Consider the following 18,060-nt stretch of genomic DNA (forward strand, 5'->3'; position numbering starts at 1 on the left):
CCGACGGACGGCGGGGACCGGACACCCGGGTCCGCCGTCCGCCGGCCGTCGGCGGCCGCCCTCCGTGCACCGGAACCGCACTGGCGTGCGAAGGTGGTAGCAGCGAAGGGAGCGCGCACGTGCTGATGGAGAAGGTGGCGGAGATCATCGCCGAGGCCTCGGCCGAGGCGGTGGAGCCCCGGTTCCGGGCGCTGGCCTCCGGCGAGGTGATGGAGAAGGCCCCCGGCGAGGTGGTCACCGTCGCCGACCGCGAGGCCGAGCTGATCATCTCGCGGCGGCTGCGCGAGCTGCTGCCCGTCCCGGTGGTCGGTGAGGAGGCGGTGGCCGCCGACCCGGCGCTCGCCCGGGCCCTGCACGCCGAAGCGGCCGTCTGGCTCGTCGACCCCGTCGACGGCACCGCCAACTTCGTCGCCGGCCGCCCCGACTACGCGGTGATGGTCTCCCTGGTGCGCGACGGCCGGACCGTCGCCGCCTGGATCCGGCAGCCGGCCACCGACACCACCTACACCGCCGAACTGGGCTCCGGCGCCTGGCGCGACGGCCACCGGCTGACCCGCACGCCCGCCGGCGACGATCCGGCCACCTGGCGCGGCTCGGTGAAGAGCCGGTTCCTGGACCCGGCCCGCCGCCGGCTGATCGAGTCCAACGCCACCGCCTTCGGCGGCCTGACCGACGGGCGCCACGCCGCCGGCATCGAGTACCCCGAAGTCGCCGACGGCAACACGGACTTCGTGCTCTACTGGCGCACCCTGCCCTGGGACCACGCCCCCGGCTCCCTCCTGGTGGCCGAGTCCGGCGGCCGCGCCGCCCGTCTCGACGGCACCCCCTACCACCCCGAGGCCCCGGGCGGCACGGACGGCCTGCTCGTCGCGGCCGACCCGGCCACCTGGGAGCGGTGCCGCGAGATCCTCTTCGCTCCGTAGTCCGCACCGTGGTTCGCGCCCGGTTCGCGCCGTCGGCCCCGCCCGCGCCGGCCGAGGAGCCGTCGGAGTCGCCGAGCCCGCCGCTCGCGGTGCACTCGCTGACCTCGGCGGAGGTGCAGTACGGCTGGTGGAACTGGGCGTCGGGCAGCGAGGCGAACCGCAGCCCGGTGCTCGACCGGGACGGCCGGTGGTGCGGTGAGCGCCAGCACGAGGACATCTGGTACCTGGCCGGAACGACCGGCGGGGGCCCGGTCGGGCGGACCTGCGCCGTCCCCGTCGGGCTGCCGGTGCTGTTCCCGCTGGTGACCATGGTCGGCGAGGCCGCAGACTGCACGGTCTTCATGGACCGGGCCCAGGGCAGCGCCACGCTGGACGGCGTCCCGCTGAGGGCCGAGCCGCTCGGCGCAACCCGGATCCAGCTGTACTCCGTCGCCGGCAACGCCTTCGGGGCGACCGCCACCGGCTCCGAGAACACCTGGTCGTGCGGCCTGTGGGTGCGGCTGGACCCGCTGGCGCCCGGCAACCACGAACTCACCGTCCGGGGCAGGGCCGAGGAGCCCGCCGTCTCGGTGGAGGTGGACTACCACCTGCGGGCGGCCGTGCCCACCCCCACCGGAGCCGTCTGACCCGGCGGCCGTACTACCGCCCGACCCACCGCCAGGTCTCCCGGCCCGCACGGACGACCTCGGCGATCAGTCCGGCCACCTCCTCGGTGGTGGTGTGCGGGTTGAGCAGCGTCAGCTTGAGCCGGACCCGGCCGGGGCCCTCGCCGGGCAGTTCGGTCCGACCGACCACGGCCCGTCCGCCGCGCAGCAGTTCGCGCCGCAGTTCGGCGTTGACCCGGTCCAGCGCGGCCGGGTCGGGGCCGGACTGCGAGGAGCCCGGCCCGGCCGCCGGCCGGTAGCGGAACAGCAGGGCGGTCAGCACGGGTTCGGCGTGCAGTTCCAGTTCCGGTTCGGCCCGGACCGCGTCGGCGGCGGACCGCGCGAGGTCGTGGCAGGCGTCGACGAGCCGGCCGAGTCCGGCCCGGCCGAGGGTGCGCAGGGTGACGGCGAGTTTGAAGGCGTCCGGCCGCCGGGTGGTGCGCAGGGAGAGTCCCAACAGGCTGGGGTAGCCGGCCTGTTCGTCGTCGGCCGGGTTGAGGTAGACGGCCCGGCGGGCGAGCGAGACGTAGTTCTCGGCGTGGCGCACCAGGAAGACCCCGGCGGCGGCGGGCTGCCAGCCGAGCTTGTGCCAGTCCAGCGAGACGGAGTCGGCTCGTTCGATGCCGTCGAGCAGGGGGGCGAGCCGGTCGGAGAGCAGGGCGCCGCCGCCGTACGCGGCGTCGACGTGCAGCCAGGCGTCGTAGCGGGCGGCGAGCTCGGCGACGGCGGGCAGCGGGTCGACGGCTCCGGTGTCGGTGGTGCCGGCGGTGGCGACTACCGCGACGGGGGTGTGTCCGGCCCAACTGGCCTCGGAGAGGGCGCGTTCGAGCGCCGCCGGGTCCATCCTCAGGTCGCGGTCGACGTCGACCGGGACGACGGCGCGTTCGCCGAGGCCGAGCAGGGCGGCCGCCCGCTGGACCGAGAAGTGCGCGGCCCGGGAGGCGAAGATCCGGGGCCGGACGCCGGCGGGCAGGCCGAGGAGCCCGTCGAGTTCGACGATGCCGTCGAGCTTCTGGTCGCGGGCGAGCATGAGGCCCATGAGGTTGGACTCGGTGCCGCCGGAGGTGACCACGCCGGCGGCCCGGGCGGGGTCGTAGCCGACCAGGGCGGCGAGTTCGGCCAGCACCGCGGTCTCCAGTGCCGTCGCCGCGGGGGCCTGGTCCCAGGAGTCCTGGGAGGGGTTGAGGGCGCTGACGGCGAGGTCGGCGGCGGCGGCCACGGCGAGCGGCGGGCAGTGCAGGTGGGCGGCGCAGAACGGGTCGGCGGGGTCGGCGGCGCCGTGGGCGAGCAGTTCGGTGAGGCGGGCGAGGGCGTCGGGGCCCTCGGCGGCGGCGAGTGCCCGGTCGACCAGGGCGGCGAGGTCGCCGGGGCGGCCGGCCGGCAGCGGGCCGCCGCGCCGGGTGGCTCCGGTCTCCAGCGCGTCGAGGACGGTGGCGAGCAGCGGGCCGAGCGCTGCCGGTCCGCCGACGCCGCCGGAGAGGGCGTCGAGCGGTGCGTCGGCCCCCTCGGCCGGGTCCGGCCAGGAAGCGCCGCGGCCCGGCCCTGCCCCGGCACCCGCCCCGGTGCCGGCCCCGCCCCCGGGCCCCTCCCCGGTACCGCCCTCGGTACCGCCCTCGGGCCCCTCCCCCGGGCCGCCGCTCACGCGGAGGCCGCCGCGACGGCGTCCGCGAGCCGGTCCAGCACCGCGGCCGTCTGCTCGTCCGTGATGGTGAGCGGGGGCAGCAGCCGCAGGACGGCGTCGTGCCGCCCGCCGAGTTCGACGATCAGCCCGCGTTCCAGGCAGGCCTCGCGGACCCGGACGGCGAGTCCGGGGGCGGCCGGGCGGGCCCCGCAGGCGTCCGGCTCCGCGGCCGGGTCGACGAGTTCGACGCCGATCATCAGCCCGCGGCCGCGCACGTCGCCGATCGCGGGGAGTTCCCCGGCCAGCGCGCGCAGCCGTGCGACCATCCGGTCGCCGACCACCGCCGCCCGTTCGGCCAGCCCGTTGGCGGCGACGTAGCGCAGGGTGGCGGCTCCGGCCGCCATCGCCAGCGTGTTGCCGCGGAAGGTGCCGGTGTGGGCGCCGGGCCGCCAGCCGTCGTACTCCTCCCGGTAGACGACGACGGCGAGCGGGAGGCTGCCGCCGATCGCCTTGGAGAGCACCATCGCGTCGGGCACGATCCCGCTGTGCTCGACCGCCCACATCGCACCGGTGCGGCCCACACCGGTCTGCACCTCGTCGACGATCAGCGGGATGCGGCGCTCGGCGGTGATCCGGCGCATGGTGCGCAGCCAGTCGTCCGGCGCTGGAACGACACCGCCCTCGCCCTGCACGGCCTCCAGGACCATCGCGGCGGGCGGGACGACGCCGCCGGCCGGGTCGTCGAGCAGTCGTTCGACGTAGGTGGCCGACAGTTCGGCCCCCGCCTCCCCGCCGACCCCGAACGGGCAGCGGTAGCCGTAGGGGTAGGGCAGCCGGACGACCTCGCCACCGCCGGGCAGCGGCTCCTTGACGGCGACGTTGCCGGTGAGCGCCAGGGATCCGGCGGTCATGCCGTGATAGGCGCCGGTGAAGGCGAGCGCGCCGGAACGGCCGGTCGCGGTCTGCATCAGCTTGAGCGCGGCCTCGACGGCGTCGGTCCCGGCGGGGCCGCAGAAGTGCACCCGCGCCCCGTCGGCGAAGGCGGGCGGCAGGCTCTCGAACAGGGCGGTGGTGAAGTCGTCCTTCTCGGCGGTCGCGAGGTCGAGCAGGTGGAGGGGGGCGCCGCTGTCGAGGGTGCGGCGGATCGCCGCCAGCACCACGGGGTGGTTGTGGCCGAGCGCCAGGGTGCCGGCGCCGGAGAGGCAGTCGAGGTAGCGGCGGCCGTCGGCGCCCTCGACGGTCATGCCGCTGGCGCGCACGGGGACGATCGGGAACGAGCGCGCGTAGGTGCGGGCGGCGGACTCGCGCAGGCGCTGGCGGCGCAGCACGGCGCTCGGCCCGGACGCCGCCCCGGCGGCGGGCGCGGGCGCCGGGCCCGGCGCGGGAACGGCGGCGGCACGGGGGACGGTCGGACCGGTGGCGGGCTCAGCGGCGAGCGTCAAGGCGGACTCCCAGAAAATTAGGTGAGCCTAACCTTACTTGTCTGACCTGCCCTGATCCGTCCGGGGGCGCCGGAACCACCCTTGCGAGTGACAGTCGGCCCACTCCCTCAACGACCGGACCGGCCGGAGGTCACGGCCTCCGGCCGAGGCTGGCGCGCTACCCTCGCCGCATGCCACCCTCGCCCCGGAACGGCTCCGCCACCCCCGCCGACGACGACACCCCGGCCGGCCGTGCCGCCGGACTCGCCCGCACCCGGGAGTTCTTCGGCGTCCGCGCCGCCGGCTGGGACGCCAAGTTCCCGGACGACGGCCCGCGATACGCCGCCGCGATCGCCGAACTCGCCCTGCGCCCCGGCGACTCGGTGCTCGACGCGGGCTGCGGCACCGGCCGCGCCCTGCCGCCGCTGCGCGCCGCGGTCGGCCCGGCCGGGCGGGTGTTCGGCGCCGACGTCACGCCCGAGATGCTGGCCGAGGCCGCCGCCCGGCATCCCGGCACAGCCGCCCTGCTGCTCGCGGACTGCGCCCGGCTCCCGCTGCCCGACGCCGCGCTGGACGCCGTGTTCGCGGCCGGACTGGTCTCCCACCTGCCGGACCCGGCCCAGGCCCTGCGGGAGTTCGCCCGGGTCGGCCGGCCCGGCGCCCGGCTGGCACTGTTCCACCCCGTGGGCCGCGCCGCCCTCGCCGCCCGCCACGGCCGCCCCCTCACCCCGGACGACCTCCGGGCCGAACCCAACCTCCGCCCCCTGCTCGATGCCACCGGCTGGCGCCTCGTGGCCTTCGCGGACACCGACGACCGCTACCTCGCCCTCGCCGAGCGCGCGGAGCACTGACCGGGCCGGGCCCGCCCCGGGCCCCGGTCCCGGGCGGGCGCGGGGGCAGGGGCAGGGGTGACCCGCGGCCATGATCACCGACGTGTCAGACTCGGGCTCCGTACGCACCCGCACCGGGTGCCCGAGCGAAGGAATCCCGCATGGCACTCTTCGGCAACGCGCACCGGATCGACAACGCCGAGGCCCAGAAGGAGTTCGCCCGGCTGTTCGGCCAGGGCGAGCAGGTCCACGCCGCCTACCAGCTGGTCCGCGACGCCTTCCTGTTCACCGACCGCCGCCTGATCCTGGTCGACAAGCAGGGCATCACCGGCAAGAAGACCGAGTACCACTCGATCCCCTACCGTTCGATCACCCACTTCGCCGTGGAGACCGCGGGCAGCTTCGACCTGGACGCCGAGCTGAAGATCTGGGTCTCGGGCGCCGCGCTGCCGATATCCAAGAACTTCACCAAGGGCGTCGACATCTACGAGGTGCAGGCCCTGCTCACCCAGTTCGTGGCCCGCTGACCCCACCTCACGGAGCGTCCGCCCCACCGGGGCCGCCGGAGCCACTGGAGCCGCCGGAGCCGCCGGAGCCGCCGGAGCCGCCCGTCCAGCGGTAGCAGAGCTCCGGCCGGCCGACCGTGCCGTAACGGGGCTCCCGGACGGCGAGGCCGGTGTCCACCAGGTGCTCCAGGTAGCGGCGGGCGGTGATCCGCGAGACACCGGCCGCCGTACCCGCAGCGCCGGCCGAGAGGCCGGTACGGTCCGCGCGCAGCACCCCGGCCACGGTGTCCAGCGTCGGAGCGCTCAACCCCTTCGGCAGGGCGGTGCGTTCGGGCATCCGCAACAGCGCGAGCGCCTGGTCGACCTCGTCCTGCCCGGTGGCCGGACCGGTCCGCGCGAGGGTGTCCCGGTAGCGGGCGTAGCGCTCCAGGCGGTCGTGCAGCGCGGCGGCCGCGAACGGCTTCAGCAGGTACTGGACGACACCGGCGGACACGGCGCGGCGGACCATCGCGAGGTCGCGGGCCGAGGTGACCGCGATGACGTCGGTGGTGTGCCCGGCCGCCCGCAGGGTGCCGCAGAGCTGCAGGCCGTGCCCGTCGGGCAGGTAGAGGTCGAGCAGCAGCAGGTCGACGGGGCGCCCGGCGGCCCGGGCCCGCTCGAGGAAGCGCAGTGCCTCCGCGCAGCCGTGCACGGTGCCGACCGCCCGGAATCCCGGCTCGCGCCCCACGTAGAGGGTGTGGGCGGCGGCGGCCACCGGGTCGTCCTCGACCACCAGGACGGAGATCTCGGCCCGTTCGGCGCCCCCGGACCGTTCGGCGCCCGCGGTCCGTTCGGGGCCCCCGGCCCGACCGGTGTCGCGGCTCACGGGGCCACCGCCACGCGCCGGTGCTCCCCCGCGCCCTCGCGCGCCGGGCGGTCGAGCGGGAGCCGGACGGTGAGCACCGCACCGCGCTCCCGGCCGACCGCGACGGTGCCGCCGTTGCGCCGGGCGGCCTGGGCGACCAGGGCGAGCCCGAGTCCGCGCCCGTGGCCGTGGCCGTGGCCGTGGCCGACGCTGCCGCCGGTCCCGTTGCCGTTCTCCCGGCCGTTCGCCTGCTCGGCCCCTCGGCCGTTCCCTTGCTCGCTCCCTTGCTCGGTCCCGCCGTTGCCGGCGCCGTTCCCGCCCGCGCGGCCGTCCTGCTTGGTGCTCCACCCGCGCCGGAACACGTCGTCGACCGCGCCCGGGTCGATGCCGGCCCCGGTGTCGGCGACCCGCAGCAGCAGGTGGTCCCCGTCGATCCGGGCGGTGACGGTGACCTCCGGGGGTCCGGGGTTCGCGGCCGCGCCGGTGATCGCGGCGTCCACGGCGTTGTCGATCAGATTGCCGAGGACGGTGATGAGGTCGCGGGCGGTCAGCCGCGGCGGCAGCACACCGTCGTCGATCGAACTGTCCGGTGTGAGCGTCAACTCCACCCCCCGTTCGGCCGCCTGGGCGGCCTTGCCCAGCAGCAGGGCGGCCAGCACCGGTTCGCCGACGGCGGCCACCACCCGGTCGGTGAGCCGCTGGGCGAGGGCCAGTTCGGCGGTGGCGAACTCCACCGCCTCCCGGTGACGGCCGAGTTCGATCAGCGAGACGACGGCGTGCAGCCGGTTGGCGGCCTCGTGCGCCTGCGCGCCGAGCGCCTCGGTGAAACCGCGCACGGAGTCCAGTTCACCGCTCAGCGCCTGGAGTTCGGTGTGGTCGCGGAGGGTGAGGACCCGGCCGAGCCCGGTGCCGATGGTGGAGGTGTTGAGCACCACCACCCGCTCGGCGGTCAGATGGACCTCGTCCCGGACCGGCGCGTCCCCGGAGACCGCCGCCAGCAGGGCGTCCGGCAGCCCCAGCCCGTCGACCGGTCGGCCCTCCACCGGCCCCTCCAGGCCCAGGAGTTCGCGCGCCGCGTCGTTGCAGAGCACCACCCGGTGGTCCCGGTCGAGCAGGACCAGCCCCTCCCGGACGGCGTGCAGGGTGGCCTGGTGGTACTCGTAGAGGTGGCTGAGCTCGGCCGGTCCCATGCCGTGGGTGTGCCGCCGCAGCCGGGAGTTGGCGAGGTAGGTGCCGATCCCGCCGACGGCCAGCGCGGCCCCGGCGACCCCCACCAGCGCGAGCAGCGGGCCGCGCAGCTGCGCCGAGATGGACTGCACCGTGATGCCGGCGCTGACCAGCGCCACCACCCGGTGCCGCTCGTCCAGCACCGGGGTGACCACCCGCACCGAGGACCCGAGCGTGCCGGTGTAGGTCTCGCTGCGGGTCTCCCCGGCGAGCGCCCAGTCGATGTGCCCGAGGAAGGGCCGCCCGATCTGCTCGGGCAGCGGGTGGGTCCAGCGGATGCCGGCGGTGTCCATCACGGTGACGAAGGAGACCCCGGTGTCGACCCGCACCCGCTCGGCGTAGGGCTGGAGCACGGCCGTCGGGTCGGGTGCGCCGGCGGCCTCGCGAACGGTCGGCGAGTCGGCGACGGCGCGGGCGACGGCGGTGACCTGGCGGCGGGCCGCGTCGTCGGCCCGCCCGGCGGTGAACAGGTAGGCGAGCACCGCCCCGCCCGCGACCACGGCGGCGACGATGACCACTTGGACGACGAAGAGCTGTCCGGCCAGGCTGCGCACCAGCCGGCGCGGCGGGAGAGGGGTACGCGCGGACATGCCTGTCAGTGTGCACCACGGCCCCGCCGGTGCGGACCGGGGTACGGAGCCCGCGGCGATGTGAACTCTATGAACGCAAACGTGACCCGCGTCACGCCCGGACGCCATAGTCGGAGCGGCCCACCACCCGGGCCCCCGGGACCGCGGGCCGGCGCACCCCCCATGGGCACACCCTCCACGAGGGCGGACCCATGCGCACGCCCACGGACACGCACCCGTCGCGGACCCCCCTTGACGGGCGCCTGTTCGTGGGCGCAACCCCCCACGGCGCACGCGGTGCCGGGCACAGCAGGGCGAAGGAGCCACAGATGTCGATCACCGGAGCGGCGGCCGCCGCGGGCGCCAGACCGAAGGACCGCACCCACGTCCTCTATCTCGCCGTGATCGCGGCGGTCGTCGCGGGCGTCGCGGTGGGCCTGGCGGCACCGGACTTCGCGGTGGAGCTGAAGCCCGTCGGCACGGGATTCGTCAACCTCATCAAGATGATGATCAGCCCGGTCATCTTCTGCACCATCGTGCTCGGCATCGGCTCGGTCACCAAGGCCGCCAAGGTCGGCAAGGTAGGCGGCCTCGCGCTCGGCTATTTCCTCGCCATGTCGACCGTCGCCCTCGGCATCGGCCTGCTGGTCGGCAACCTGCTGGAGCCCGGCGGCGGCCTCCACCTGACCGCGGCCCTCGCCAAGTCCGGCCACGCCCAGGCCGCCGCCGGCGGCGCGCAGTCCACCGCCGACTTCCTGCTCGGGATGATCCCGACCACCATGCTCTCCGCCCTCACCGAGGGCAAGGTGCTGCAGACCCTGCTGATCGCCCTGCTGGCCGGCTTCGCCCTGCAGGCGATGGGCCCGGCCGGCGCCCCCGTACTGCGCGGCATCGAGCACGTGCAGCGGCTGGTCTTCCGGGTCATGGCGATGATCATGTGGGTGGCGCCGATCGGCGCCTTCGGGGCGATGGCCGCCGTGGTCGGCGCCACCGGCACCGCCGCACTGAAGAGCCTCGCCGTCATCATGGTCGGCTTCTACCTGACCTGCGCCCTGTTCGTGGTCGTGGTGCTCGGCACCCTGCTGCGCCTGGTCGCCGGCGTCAACATCTTCACCCTGCTGCGCTACCTCGGCCGCGAGTTCCTGCTGATCCTCTCCACCTCCTCCTCGGAGAGCGCCCTCCCCCGGCTGATCGCCAAGATGGAGCACCTCGGCGTCAGCCGCCCGGTGGTCGGCATCACCGTCCCGACCGGCTACAGCTTCAACCTGGACGGCACCGCGATCTACCTGACCATGGCCTCGATCTTCATCTCGGAGGCGATGGACAAGCCGATGTCGGTGGGCGAGCAGCTGTCGCTGCTGGTCTTCATGGTGATCGCCAGCAAGGGCGCGGCCGGCGTCACCGGCGCCGGACTGGCCACCCTCGCGGGCGGGCTCCAGTCCCACAAGCCGGCCCTGGTGGACGGCGTCGGGCTGATCGTCGGCATCGACCGGTTCATGTCCGAGGCCCGGGCGCTCACCAACTTCGCCGGGAACGCCGTCGCCACCGTGCTGATCGGCCAGTGGACCGGGGAGCTCGACCGCGAGCGGGCCCGGCAGGTGCTGGCGGGCGCGGTGCCGTTCGACGAGCGGACGCTGCTGGACGCCGACCCGCACGGCGCCCCGGCGCCGGAGCCCGCCGTCCCGGCCGGGACGGCGCCGCCCGCACCGGTCCCGGTCCCGGCCGCCACTGCGGCCACTGCCGCGGCGACCACGACGACGGCCGCCTGAGCCGCGCCGTCCCCCCGCTCCCCTGGTCCGGCGCCCCGCCCAACCCCCCGGAAAAGGCGCCGGACCAGGGGTCCTTCGTGTCCCCGGCACCGACCGGGCCCTCGGGCCGGGTCCGGGACCCCTGTCCCGGGTCCGGCACCCCTGGGCCGGGTCCGGCACCCCTGGGCCGGGTCCGGGACCTCTGGGCCGGGTCCGGCACCCCTGGGCCCGGACCGCCCGCCCTCGGGCCCGACCCCTGGGGCGACCGGCCCGTTCAGACCTCCTCGGAGCCGCTGACCGCCCAGCTCAGCCCAGTCGCCGGATCCTCCAGCGCGAGGTGCAGGTGCCGCAGCCGGTCGGCCGGATCGTCCCAGGTGAAGCAGCGCATCCGGGCGACCAGGGCGCGGACCTCTGCCCGGTCCGCCGCCTCCGGCCGCTGGGCGCCGGTCATCGCGGTCAGCACACGCCACAGCGCCAGCCGCCCGTGCGCCGCGCCGTGCGCGCGGTCCGCGATGCCCGCCTGCACCAGCGCCGGCCAGGCGAGGGCGAACGGCAGGTACCCGCCGGTGACCGCCGGCCCCGGCGCGAGCTGGGCGGCGGCCCCCGCCGCCGGTCCGCGCACGCAGACCGTCCGCGCCCAGCCGGCCAGCTCCGCCAGCGCCCGGGTGGCCGGCTGCCCCGGCAGCCGGATCCCGGGTTCGGGCAGCTCCACCCGGGCCAGCCCCTCCCGGCTGGCGGGCAGCGTCAGCAGGGCGCTGCGCGAACCGCCCTGGCGCAGGTACTCCCGGACCGGCATGCCCTCGGCCCGCCCCACCGACTCCCAGGGCTCGAGCAGCAGCGGCACCCCCTCGGGGTCCGGTTCGGCGCCCCGGGAGAGGTCCTCGCCCAGCAGTACCCGGGTCTGCGCGACCAGCCGCCGCACCGGGGGCGGGCCGAGCAGCGGGGCGAGCCGCCGCCAGGTGTGCCGGGTCGCCAGCACCTCCCAGAGCGGCCCGGCGTCGTGGTCGGCCACCCCCGCCGCGGTGCCGGGCCCGCCGTCCGTGTCGAACAGTCGTGCGGCCACCTCGGGCGGCGCGGCGTACGCGATCAGGTGGCCGAGCGCGGCGGTGGCGATGCCGGCCCGGCCCTGTGCGGCCGCGACCGCCCGGACACCGGCCGCCCCGGGGCCGCCCGCCGGGCCCACGCCGGCCGACCCGCCGGCCGCCGGGTCGCCGCCCGCCGGGTCGCCCGCCAGGTCGAGCGCGACGGCGGCGGCACGGGCCTGCCGGTAGGCGCCCAGCAGTTCGATCCAACGGCCCTCGTCCACCAGGGAGCGGAGCCGATGCTCCTCGTACGTGATCACGATTTGCAGCGTACGGGGCGAGGCCGGGGCTGAGCTGACATGCCGTCAGACCGGTGCGTCGGACCCGGCTCGCGCCCCCGGCACATGCCCGGGCGGGGGGCCGGACCGGCGGGCGGCCGGGCGGCCGGGCCCGGAATCCGGCCGACGGCCGGGCGGGAGGTCACCGGGCGGGCGGCCGACCCCGGCGAGTGAATCGCGCTCCCGTTCGAGGATGCCCCGCAACCGCTCCAGCGCCCGGCGCCGGTTGACCGCCAGGGTGGAGCGGTGCACGCCGAGCAGCGCGGCGGCCTCCTCCAGGCTGTACCCGTCGAGGTCGACCAGCACCACCGCCCGCGCCTGCTTCGCCGTCAGACAGCGCAGCAACCGCACCACCCCCCAGTGCGCCTGCAGCTCCGCCACCCCGCCGCCCGAGGGATCGTCGTACCCAGCGCCCCGGCCGGCGACCGCCGCGAGGCCGCCGACCGGTCCGACGTCCTCCAACGCCTCACAGGGGAGCAGCCAACGGCGGTCGCGGCGCCACTCGTCGCGCACGACGTTCGCCATCGCGGTGAACGCGTAGGCGTAGGGCCGGGGATGGCCGAGGAAGCGGGAGGGATTCCGGGCGATCCGCAGATACGCCTCGTGGACGACATCGCCCGCGCCGAACGGATCCCCGAGCATGCGGGCCGCGGCGCGCTGGAGCCTCGGCAGCAGCTCCGTGAACACCCGGTCGAATTCCGCGGATTCGACCGACGGGCGCGGCGCCGGAAGCGGGTCGGCGGCCGGATCCGCGGCCGGACCCGGACCCGGGTCCGGGTCCGCGCCACCCCGACAACCGGCCATGACTCCCATCCCGCCCCCTCGGAAATCGGTACCCCGAAGGCCCGTTCGGTGGATTTCGGCCCGCCGGCCATGACGTTGTGACGCACATCACATCATAGTTCGTCGTCCCACCGTTTCGCAGCCATTCGTGTGCGGGACGCGAAGCCAGAGCCGGCTGACGCCGCGGCACTTTGCAAAGTCCTGGCGCACTTTGCAAAGTGCGCCAGGACTTTGCAAAGTGCCTTGGGAAGCCTCCGGCCCTCCCGGAGGCGATGCGCGGACGGCGGGCGGGCGCGGTGGCGTTCGGAGTCCCGACGGCCGGGCCCGCCGCTCACCGGGGCGGGCACTGTCCGGGCCCGCCCTCACCGGGCGGCCACCTCCCGGGGCCACCGCTCCCCGGAGCGCCGTCGGGCCGGGCAGGTGCGAGCCGGGGCCGCCCGGGCCGGGCGGGTGTGCCCCCGGGCCGGGCGGACTCCGCGCGGCGGCCGGGGTGGTGCGGCAACGGTGCTTCTTGTGCCGTCCGTGCGTGCGCTTCCGACCCGGGGTGCACAGGACGCTATCGGCGCGGCCGCCCGACGGCCGCGAGGATCCGCGAATCCGCCCGCGGCACCGGGGCGTTGTGTTCGAATGCTGCGGTCGTGTGCCCCGACCGGCCCGGCCGCCGTGACGGCGCGGCCCACGGCCGGGCCCGCCGTGTCCGGCTCCCTCGCGCGGCAGCCCCGCGGGCCCGGCCGCTCCCCGTCAGCCGCGCGGCGTCAGCCGGACCCGCATCGGGCTCCGCACCTGGAGCGTGATGCCCTGGCCCAGCCGGACACCGCGGTCCACCGCCTCGAACTCGAAGTCCCGCAGCAGCGCGCCCAGTGCCAGCACCGACTCCAGCATCGAGAAGTGCTGCCCTATGCAGGCCCTCGGCCCGCCCCCGAAGGGGTACCAGGCGTACCGGTGCCGCTCCTTCTCCAGCTCGGGCAGGAAGCGGTCCGGGTCGAACCGGTCCGGCTGCTCCCAGTGGTCCGGGTGCCGGTGGGTGACCCACGGCGCGAGGATGACCTGGGCACCGGCGGGCACCACGTACCCGTCGATCACCGACTCGGCCACCGAGCGGCGCCCCATCTGCGAGGCGGCCGGGTAGAGCCGCATCGCCTCCTTCATCACCCGGGTGAGGTAGGGCAGTGCCTCCAGGTCGGCCGCCACCGGCGCCCGGCCGGCCAGGACGGCGTCCGCCTCCTCGCGGGCCCGGCGCCGCTGCTCGGGGTGCTTGGCCAGCAGGAACAGCGCGAAGGCGAGCGAGGTCGCCGTGGTCTCGTGCCCGGCGAGCAGGAAGATCAGTACCTGGTCGCGCAGTTCGGCCGGGTCGAGCCGCTCCCCGTCCTCCCCCCGGGCCCGGGTCAGCAGCTCCAGCAGGTCGTCCGGACCGGCGGCGTCGGCCACGCCCGCCGCCCGCCGCACCGCCCGCTCGCCGATGATCCGGTCGCACACCGCGTACAGGTCTCGCTGCGCGCCGGCGGCGCGCCGGTTGGCGGGCGTCGGCCAGCCGCGGGGCACCTTCACCGGCGCGAAGCCGCGTTCGAGGACGAACTCGCCGAGCACCGGGAAGCTGTGGTGCACCACCCGCACCGCCGCCTCCACGTCCGCGCCGAACAGGATCCGGGACACCGTGCGCAGCGCGAACCGCGACATCTCCTCGGCGACGTCCACCACGCCGCCGGGCGCCACCCGCCAGCGGTCGGCGAGCACCGCGCACTCCTGTCCGACCGCCGCCGCGTAGCCGTCCACCCGGCGCCGGGTGAACAGCGGCTGGATCAGCCGGCGCTGGCGGTGGTAGTCGCCGTCCTGGCTGGTCAGCAGGCCGTTGCCGAGGCTGGTCCGCAGTTCGTCGTAGAAGCTGTTGTCCTTGCGGAAGTTGGCCGCCTCGCTGCCGAGCACCTGGTGTGCACCCTCCGGGGAGAACACCGCGTAGAACTCGGCGCGCAGTCCGGGGGGCCCGGCGGTGAAGCGGACGACGTCGCCGTAGTCGCGGCGGGCGTCGAGGTACGTCCGCAGCGGGCGCCGGGTCAGGTCGAGCAGCGATCCCACGAGCGGGAGTCCGGGCGGTCCGGGTATCCGGGTGATGGTGGCGGCGGTACCGGTGGTGCTGGTCGTCGCGGCGGTCAGCGACATGTCCCCTCCTCGGTCGTGCGCCTCACCGGTCCCGCCCCCGGTCGGGCTCCCCGCCCCCGACCGCGCGACCGGCCGGTCATGCCCCCGTTCCGTCCCCAACGTAACCGCCGGGTAATCGGCACAGAAGGGGCGCACAGGACGCTGCCGACGCGCGCCACCCCGCGCTCGTCGTCCGCCCCGCGCCCCTCGGAGGTGGCGCACGACGGGACGCGGCGCCCGCTCCGGGTGCGACCGTGGCCGTGGACGCGGCGCCTGCTCCCACGGGGGCGCCCCGGGGCCTCTTGCGTCTTCCGACAGACCCGCCACCCGCTTCGGCATCCCTGGCCTGTGCGATGAGACAGACGAAATTCGGCCCGCATATGCGGCACTATGATCGGCGTAATGGCCGCACCTGCGGCATTGACCCCGCGCCCCTCCCGGCGCGCCCAGGAGGGGAAGCCAAGGAATGACCATCCGCAGACTCACCGCCAGCAGGCTCACCGCCACCGCGGCCGCGGCCCTCGTCCTCGCCCTCGGCGCCACCGCCTGCAACAGCAACGGCGACACCGACGCCAAGAGCGGCAGCAGTTCCCCCGCCGCTCCCGGCACGGGCGCGGCGACCGGCACCGGCACGGGCGCGGCCGGCGTCCCGAAGGCCACCGGGACGGTCACCGTGTTCGCCGCCGCCTCGCTCAAGGAGACCTTCACCGAGCTCGGCAAGAAGTTCGAGGCCGCCAACCCCGGCGCCAAGGTCACCTTCAACTTCGGCGGCAGCTCGGCCCTCGCCACGAGCATCAACTCCGGCGCCCCGGCCGACGTGTTCGCCGCCGCCAGCCCCGCCACCATGAAGACCGTCACCGACGCGGGCGGCGCAACCGGCGAGCCGAAAACCTTCGTGCGCAACACCCTCGCCATCGCCGTCCCCAAGGGCAACCCCAAGCACTTCGCCGGCCTCGCCGACCTGGCCGCGCCGGGCGTGAAGGTCGCGCTGTGCGCGAAGGAGGTGCCCTGCGGCGCCGCCGCGCTGACCGCGCTCAAGGCCGCCAACGTCAACCTCACCCCGGTCACCCTGGAGCAGGACGTCAAGGGCGCGCTGACCAAGGTCGAACTCGGCGAGGTCGACGCCTCGCTCGTGTACCGCACCGATGTGCAGGCCGATGCTGCGAAGATCGACGGCGTGGAGTTCCCCGAGGCCGCCAAGGCCGTGAACGACTACCCGATCGCCGCCCTGGCCAAGGCGCCGAACAAGGACGGCGCCGCCGCCTTCGTCGCCTACATCCAGTCGTCCGAGGCGCAGCAGGTGCTGACCGCGGCGGGCTTCCAGGCGCCGTGATCCGTCGCACCGGCCGCGCGGACGGCAGCGGCACGGCGGGCGGCACGGCCGACGGCACGGCGGGCGGTGCCGGGTCCGGGGGCTCCTCGGGCCACGACGCGGTCCCGGGCTCCGGCCCGGGGCCTGCCCCGGGGTCCGGTCGGCCGCGCCGCCACGGCCGGCGGCGGGCGGGCCGGGTGCCGGCGGCCCTGCTGCTCCCCGCGCTGCTCGGCCTGGCGTTCCTCGTCCTCCCCCTGGTCGGGCTGCTGGTCCGGGCGCCCTGGAGCGCGCTCCCGGAGCAGCTCACCAGCCCGCAGGTGTGGGAGGCGCTGCGCCTCTCGCTCGTCTGCGCGACGGCCGCCACCGCCGTGTCGCTGGTCCTCGGCGTGCCGCTGGCCTGGCTGCTGGCCCGCACCGAGCTGCCGGGTCGGCGGCTGGTCCGGGCCCTGGTCACGCTGCCGCTGGTACTGCCGCCGGTGGTCGGCGGCGTCGCGCTGCTGCTGGTGCTCGGCCGGCGCGGCATCGTCGGCTCCTGGCTGGACTCCGCGTTCGGCATCACCCTGCCGTTCACCACCACCGGCGTGGTGATCGCGGAGGCGTTCGTCGCGATGCCGTTCCTGGTGATCAGCGTCGAGGGCGCGCTGCGCGCCGCCGACCCGCGTTACGAGGAGGCCGCCGCGACACTGGGCGCCTCCCGGCTGACGGCCTTCCGGCGGGTCACCCTGCCGCTGATCGCCCCGGGCATCGGCGCCGGGGCCGTACTGGCCTGGGCGAGGGCGCTCGGGGAGTTCGGCGCGACGATCACCTTCGCGGGCAACTTCCCGGGCCGCACGCAGACCATGCCGCTGGCCGTCTACCTCGCGATGGAGTCGGACCCGGAGGCAGCGATCGCGCTGTCCCTGGTGCTGCTGGTGGTGTCGATCGCGGTGCTGGCCGGCCTGCGCGAACGCTGGATGTCCGCGCCGTGAGGCCGCCCGCCGCGCCCGTCCCCGTCACCCTCCCCGTTCCCGGAGCGCCACGCCGATGACCACCCACCCCGGCGCCGCCGGACTGGACGCCCGGCTGCGGGTCGACCGCGCCGCCTTCACCCTGGACCTCGCCCTCACCGCCGCCCCCGGCGAGGTGGTCGCGCTGCTCGGCCCGAACGGCGCCGGGAAGTCCACCGCCCTGCGCGCGCTGGCCGGTCTGCTGCCGCTCGGCGCCGGTCACCTGCGGCTGGACGGCGACGTCCTGGAGGACCCGGCCCGGCGGCTGCACACGCCCGCCGAGGAACGCCCGGTCGGTGTGGTCTTCCAGGACTACCTGCTCTTCCCGCACCTGAGTGCCCTCGACAACGTCGCCTTCGGTCCGCGCTGCCGGGGCCGTTCCAAGCGCGAGGCACGCGCCGAGGCCGCCGGGTGGCTGGAGCGGATGGGCCTGGCCGAACACGCCGCCGCCCGTCCGGCCCGGCTCTCCGGCGGGCAGGCCCAGCGGGTGGCGCTCGCCCGGGCGCTGGCCGTCCGGCCGCGGCTGCTGCTGCTGGACGAGCCGCTGGCCGCCCTGGACGCCCGCACCCGGCTCGACGTGCGGGCACAGCTGCGGCGCCACCTGGCGGAGTTCGAGGCGGTCGCGGTGCTGGTGACGCACGATCCGCTGGACGCGATGGTGCTGGCCGACCGGCTGGTGGTGATCGAGGGCGGACGCGAGGTGCAGTCCGGCCTGCCGGCGGAGATCGCGCGGCGGCCGCGCACCGACTACATCGCCCGGCTGGTCGGGCTGAACCTCTACCGGGGCACCTCGGCCGGGCACCGGGTGACGCTGCCGGACGGCGCCGTGCTGACCACCGACGAGGATCTGTCCGGGCCGGTCTTCGTCGCCTTCCCGCCGTCCGCCGTCGTGCTCCACGGCTCACGGCCGGAGGGGAGCGCGCGCAACGTCTGGGAACTGACGGTCAACGGGCTCGACCTGCACGGCGACCAGGTGCGGGCCGATCTGACGGGAGCCGTTCCGATGGCCGCCGACCTCACCCCGGCGGCGGCCGCCGAACTGGGCCTGGCGCGCGGCTCCACGGTCTGGGCCGCGGTCAAGGCCGCCCAGACGCACGCCTATCCGGCCTGAGCGCCGCCTACCGCCCTCCCCGCTCTGCCGACCCGCCGA

The 18,060-nt window shown here is 76.1% G+C and carries 15 protein-coding genes; 8 read left to right on the forward strand and 7 right to left on the reverse strand.

Translation table 11 applies throughout. The annotated features are described in order from the left end of the window. The first annotated feature begins 125 nt into the window (after window positions 1-125). Together BLU95_RS09645 and BLU95_RS09650 are read left to right on the forward strand one after the other, a co-directional pair. On the forward strand, window positions 126-923 hold the full coding sequence (locus tag BLU95_RS09645; RefSeq protein ID WP_231978719.1) for an inositol monophosphatase family protein: 798 nt from the start codon (window positions 126-128) through the stop codon (window positions 921-923). A gap of 8 nt (window positions 924-931) precedes the next feature. Then, on the forward strand, window positions 932-1,549 hold the full coding sequence (locus BLU95_RS09650) for a hypothetical protein (protein WP_093859646.1): 618 nt from the start codon (window positions 932-934) through the stop codon (window positions 1,547-1,549). 13 nt (window positions 1,550-1,562) lie between these two features. On the opposite strand, the gene BLU95_RS09655 is transcribed toward BLU95_RS09650, so the two are convergent. Together BLU95_RS09655 and BLU95_RS09660 are read right to left on the reverse strand one after the other, a co-directional pair. Continuing rightward, the gene (locus BLU95_RS09655) at window positions 1,563-3,209 is read right to left on the reverse strand and encodes a pyridoxal phosphate-dependent decarboxylase family protein (RefSeq protein ID WP_353653552.1); all 1,647 of its coding nucleotides are present in this window, start codon (window positions 3,207-3,209) and stop codon (window positions 1,563-1,565) included. Beyond that, window positions 3,206-4,516 (reverse strand): diaminobutyrate--2-oxoglutarate transaminase family protein, encoded by a 1,311-nt coding sequence (locus BLU95_RS09660; RefSeq protein ID WP_093864754.1) that lies wholly within the window; start codon window positions 4,514-4,516, stop codon window positions 3,206-3,208. The genes BLU95_RS09655 and BLU95_RS09660 overlap by 4 nt, the downstream gene beginning before the upstream one ends. Before the next feature lie 284 nt (window positions 4,517-4,800). Here BLU95_RS09660 and BLU95_RS09665 point away from each other — a divergent pair, with 284 nt between their 5' ends. Together BLU95_RS09665 and BLU95_RS09670 are read left to right on the forward strand one after the other, a co-directional pair. Then, window positions 4,801-5,460: a class I SAM-dependent methyltransferase gene (locus tag BLU95_RS09665; protein ID WP_093859647.1), complete on the forward strand. Its 660-nt coding sequence runs from the start codon at window positions 4,801-4,803 to the stop codon at window positions 5,458-5,460. Window positions 5,461-5,600: 140 nt separating this feature from the next. Beyond that, entirely contained in the window at window positions 5,601-5,966 is a 366-nt protein-coding gene (locus BLU95_RS09670; RefSeq protein ID WP_093859648.1) for a PH domain-containing protein, read from the forward strand. 7 nt (window positions 5,967-5,973) lie between these two features. Here BLU95_RS09670 and BLU95_RS09675 read toward each other — a convergent pair whose 3' ends face one another. Together BLU95_RS09675 and BLU95_RS09680 are read right to left on the reverse strand one after the other, a co-directional pair. After that, window positions 5,974-6,729: a response regulator gene (locus BLU95_RS09675; protein ID WP_093864755.1), complete on the reverse strand. Its 756-nt coding sequence runs from the start codon at window positions 6,727-6,729 to the stop codon at window positions 5,974-5,976. A gap of 77 nt (window positions 6,730-6,806) precedes the next feature. Continuing rightward, complete coding sequence (locus tag BLU95_RS09680) at window positions 6,807-8,606, reverse strand: sensor histidine kinase (RefSeq protein WP_093859649.1); 1,800 nt, start codon at window positions 8,604-8,606, stop codon at window positions 6,807-6,809. A 308-nt stretch (window positions 8,607-8,914) separates the two neighbouring features. Here BLU95_RS09680 and BLU95_RS09685 point away from each other — a divergent pair, with 308 nt between their 5' ends. Further along, window positions 8,915-10,354 carry a cation:dicarboxylate symporter family transporter gene (locus tag BLU95_RS09685; RefSeq protein WP_093859650.1) on the forward strand — a complete coding sequence of 480 codons (1,440 nt, stop codon included), beginning with the start codon at window positions 8,915-8,917 and terminating at the stop codon, window positions 10,352-10,354. Window positions 10,355-10,607: 253 nt separating this feature from the next. On the opposite strand, the gene BLU95_RS09690 is transcribed toward BLU95_RS09685, so the two are convergent. The 3 genes from BLU95_RS09690 to BLU95_RS09700 all read right to left on the reverse strand — a co-directional run bounded on the left by BLU95_RS09690 (window position 10,608) and on the right by BLU95_RS09700 (window position 14,633). After that, window positions 10,608-11,675, reverse strand: a complete 1,068-nt coding sequence (locus BLU95_RS09690; RefSeq protein WP_093859651.1) for a hypothetical protein — start codon at window positions 11,673-11,675, stop codon at window positions 10,608-10,610. A gap of 45 nt (window positions 11,676-11,720) precedes the next feature. Then, window positions 11,721-12,380: an RNA polymerase sigma factor gene (locus tag BLU95_RS09695; RefSeq protein WP_231978497.1), complete on the reverse strand. Its 660-nt coding sequence runs from the start codon at window positions 12,378-12,380 to the stop codon at window positions 11,721-11,723. Between the two features lie 837 nt (window positions 12,381-13,217). Beyond that, a complete protein-coding gene (locus tag BLU95_RS09700; RefSeq protein WP_093859653.1) occupies window positions 13,218-14,633 on the reverse strand; it encodes a cytochrome P450 in 1,416 nt (471 codons plus the stop codon). 445 nt (window positions 14,634-15,078) lie between these two features. Between BLU95_RS09700 and modA the strand changes: the two genes are divergently transcribed. From modA to BLU95_RS09715, 3 genes are read left to right on the forward strand one after another with little or no spacing between them, the layout of a single operon-like run. Further along, on the forward strand, window positions 15,079-15,945 hold the full coding sequence (modA, locus tag BLU95_RS09705) for a molybdate ABC transporter substrate-binding protein (RefSeq protein WP_093859654.1): 867 nt from the start codon (window positions 15,079-15,081) through the stop codon (window positions 15,943-15,945). Beyond that, on the forward strand, window positions 15,942-16,892 hold the full coding sequence (locus tag BLU95_RS09710; RefSeq protein WP_231978498.1) for an ABC transporter permease: 951 nt from the start codon (window positions 15,942-15,944) through the stop codon (window positions 16,890-16,892). The genes modA and BLU95_RS09710 overlap by 4 nt, the downstream gene beginning before the upstream one ends. A gap of 55 nt (window positions 16,893-16,947) precedes the next feature. Continuing rightward, complete coding sequence (locus BLU95_RS09715) at window positions 16,948-18,021, forward strand: ABC transporter ATP-binding protein (RefSeq protein ID WP_093859655.1); 1,074 nt, start codon at window positions 16,948-16,950, stop codon at window positions 18,019-18,021. The last annotated feature ends 39 nt before the right edge of the window (window positions 18,022-18,060 follow it).

Source organism: Streptomyces sp. TLI_053 (assembly GCF_900105395.1).
Taxonomy (GTDB): domain Bacteria; phylum Actinomycetota; class Actinomycetes; order Streptomycetales; family Streptomycetaceae; genus Kitasatospora.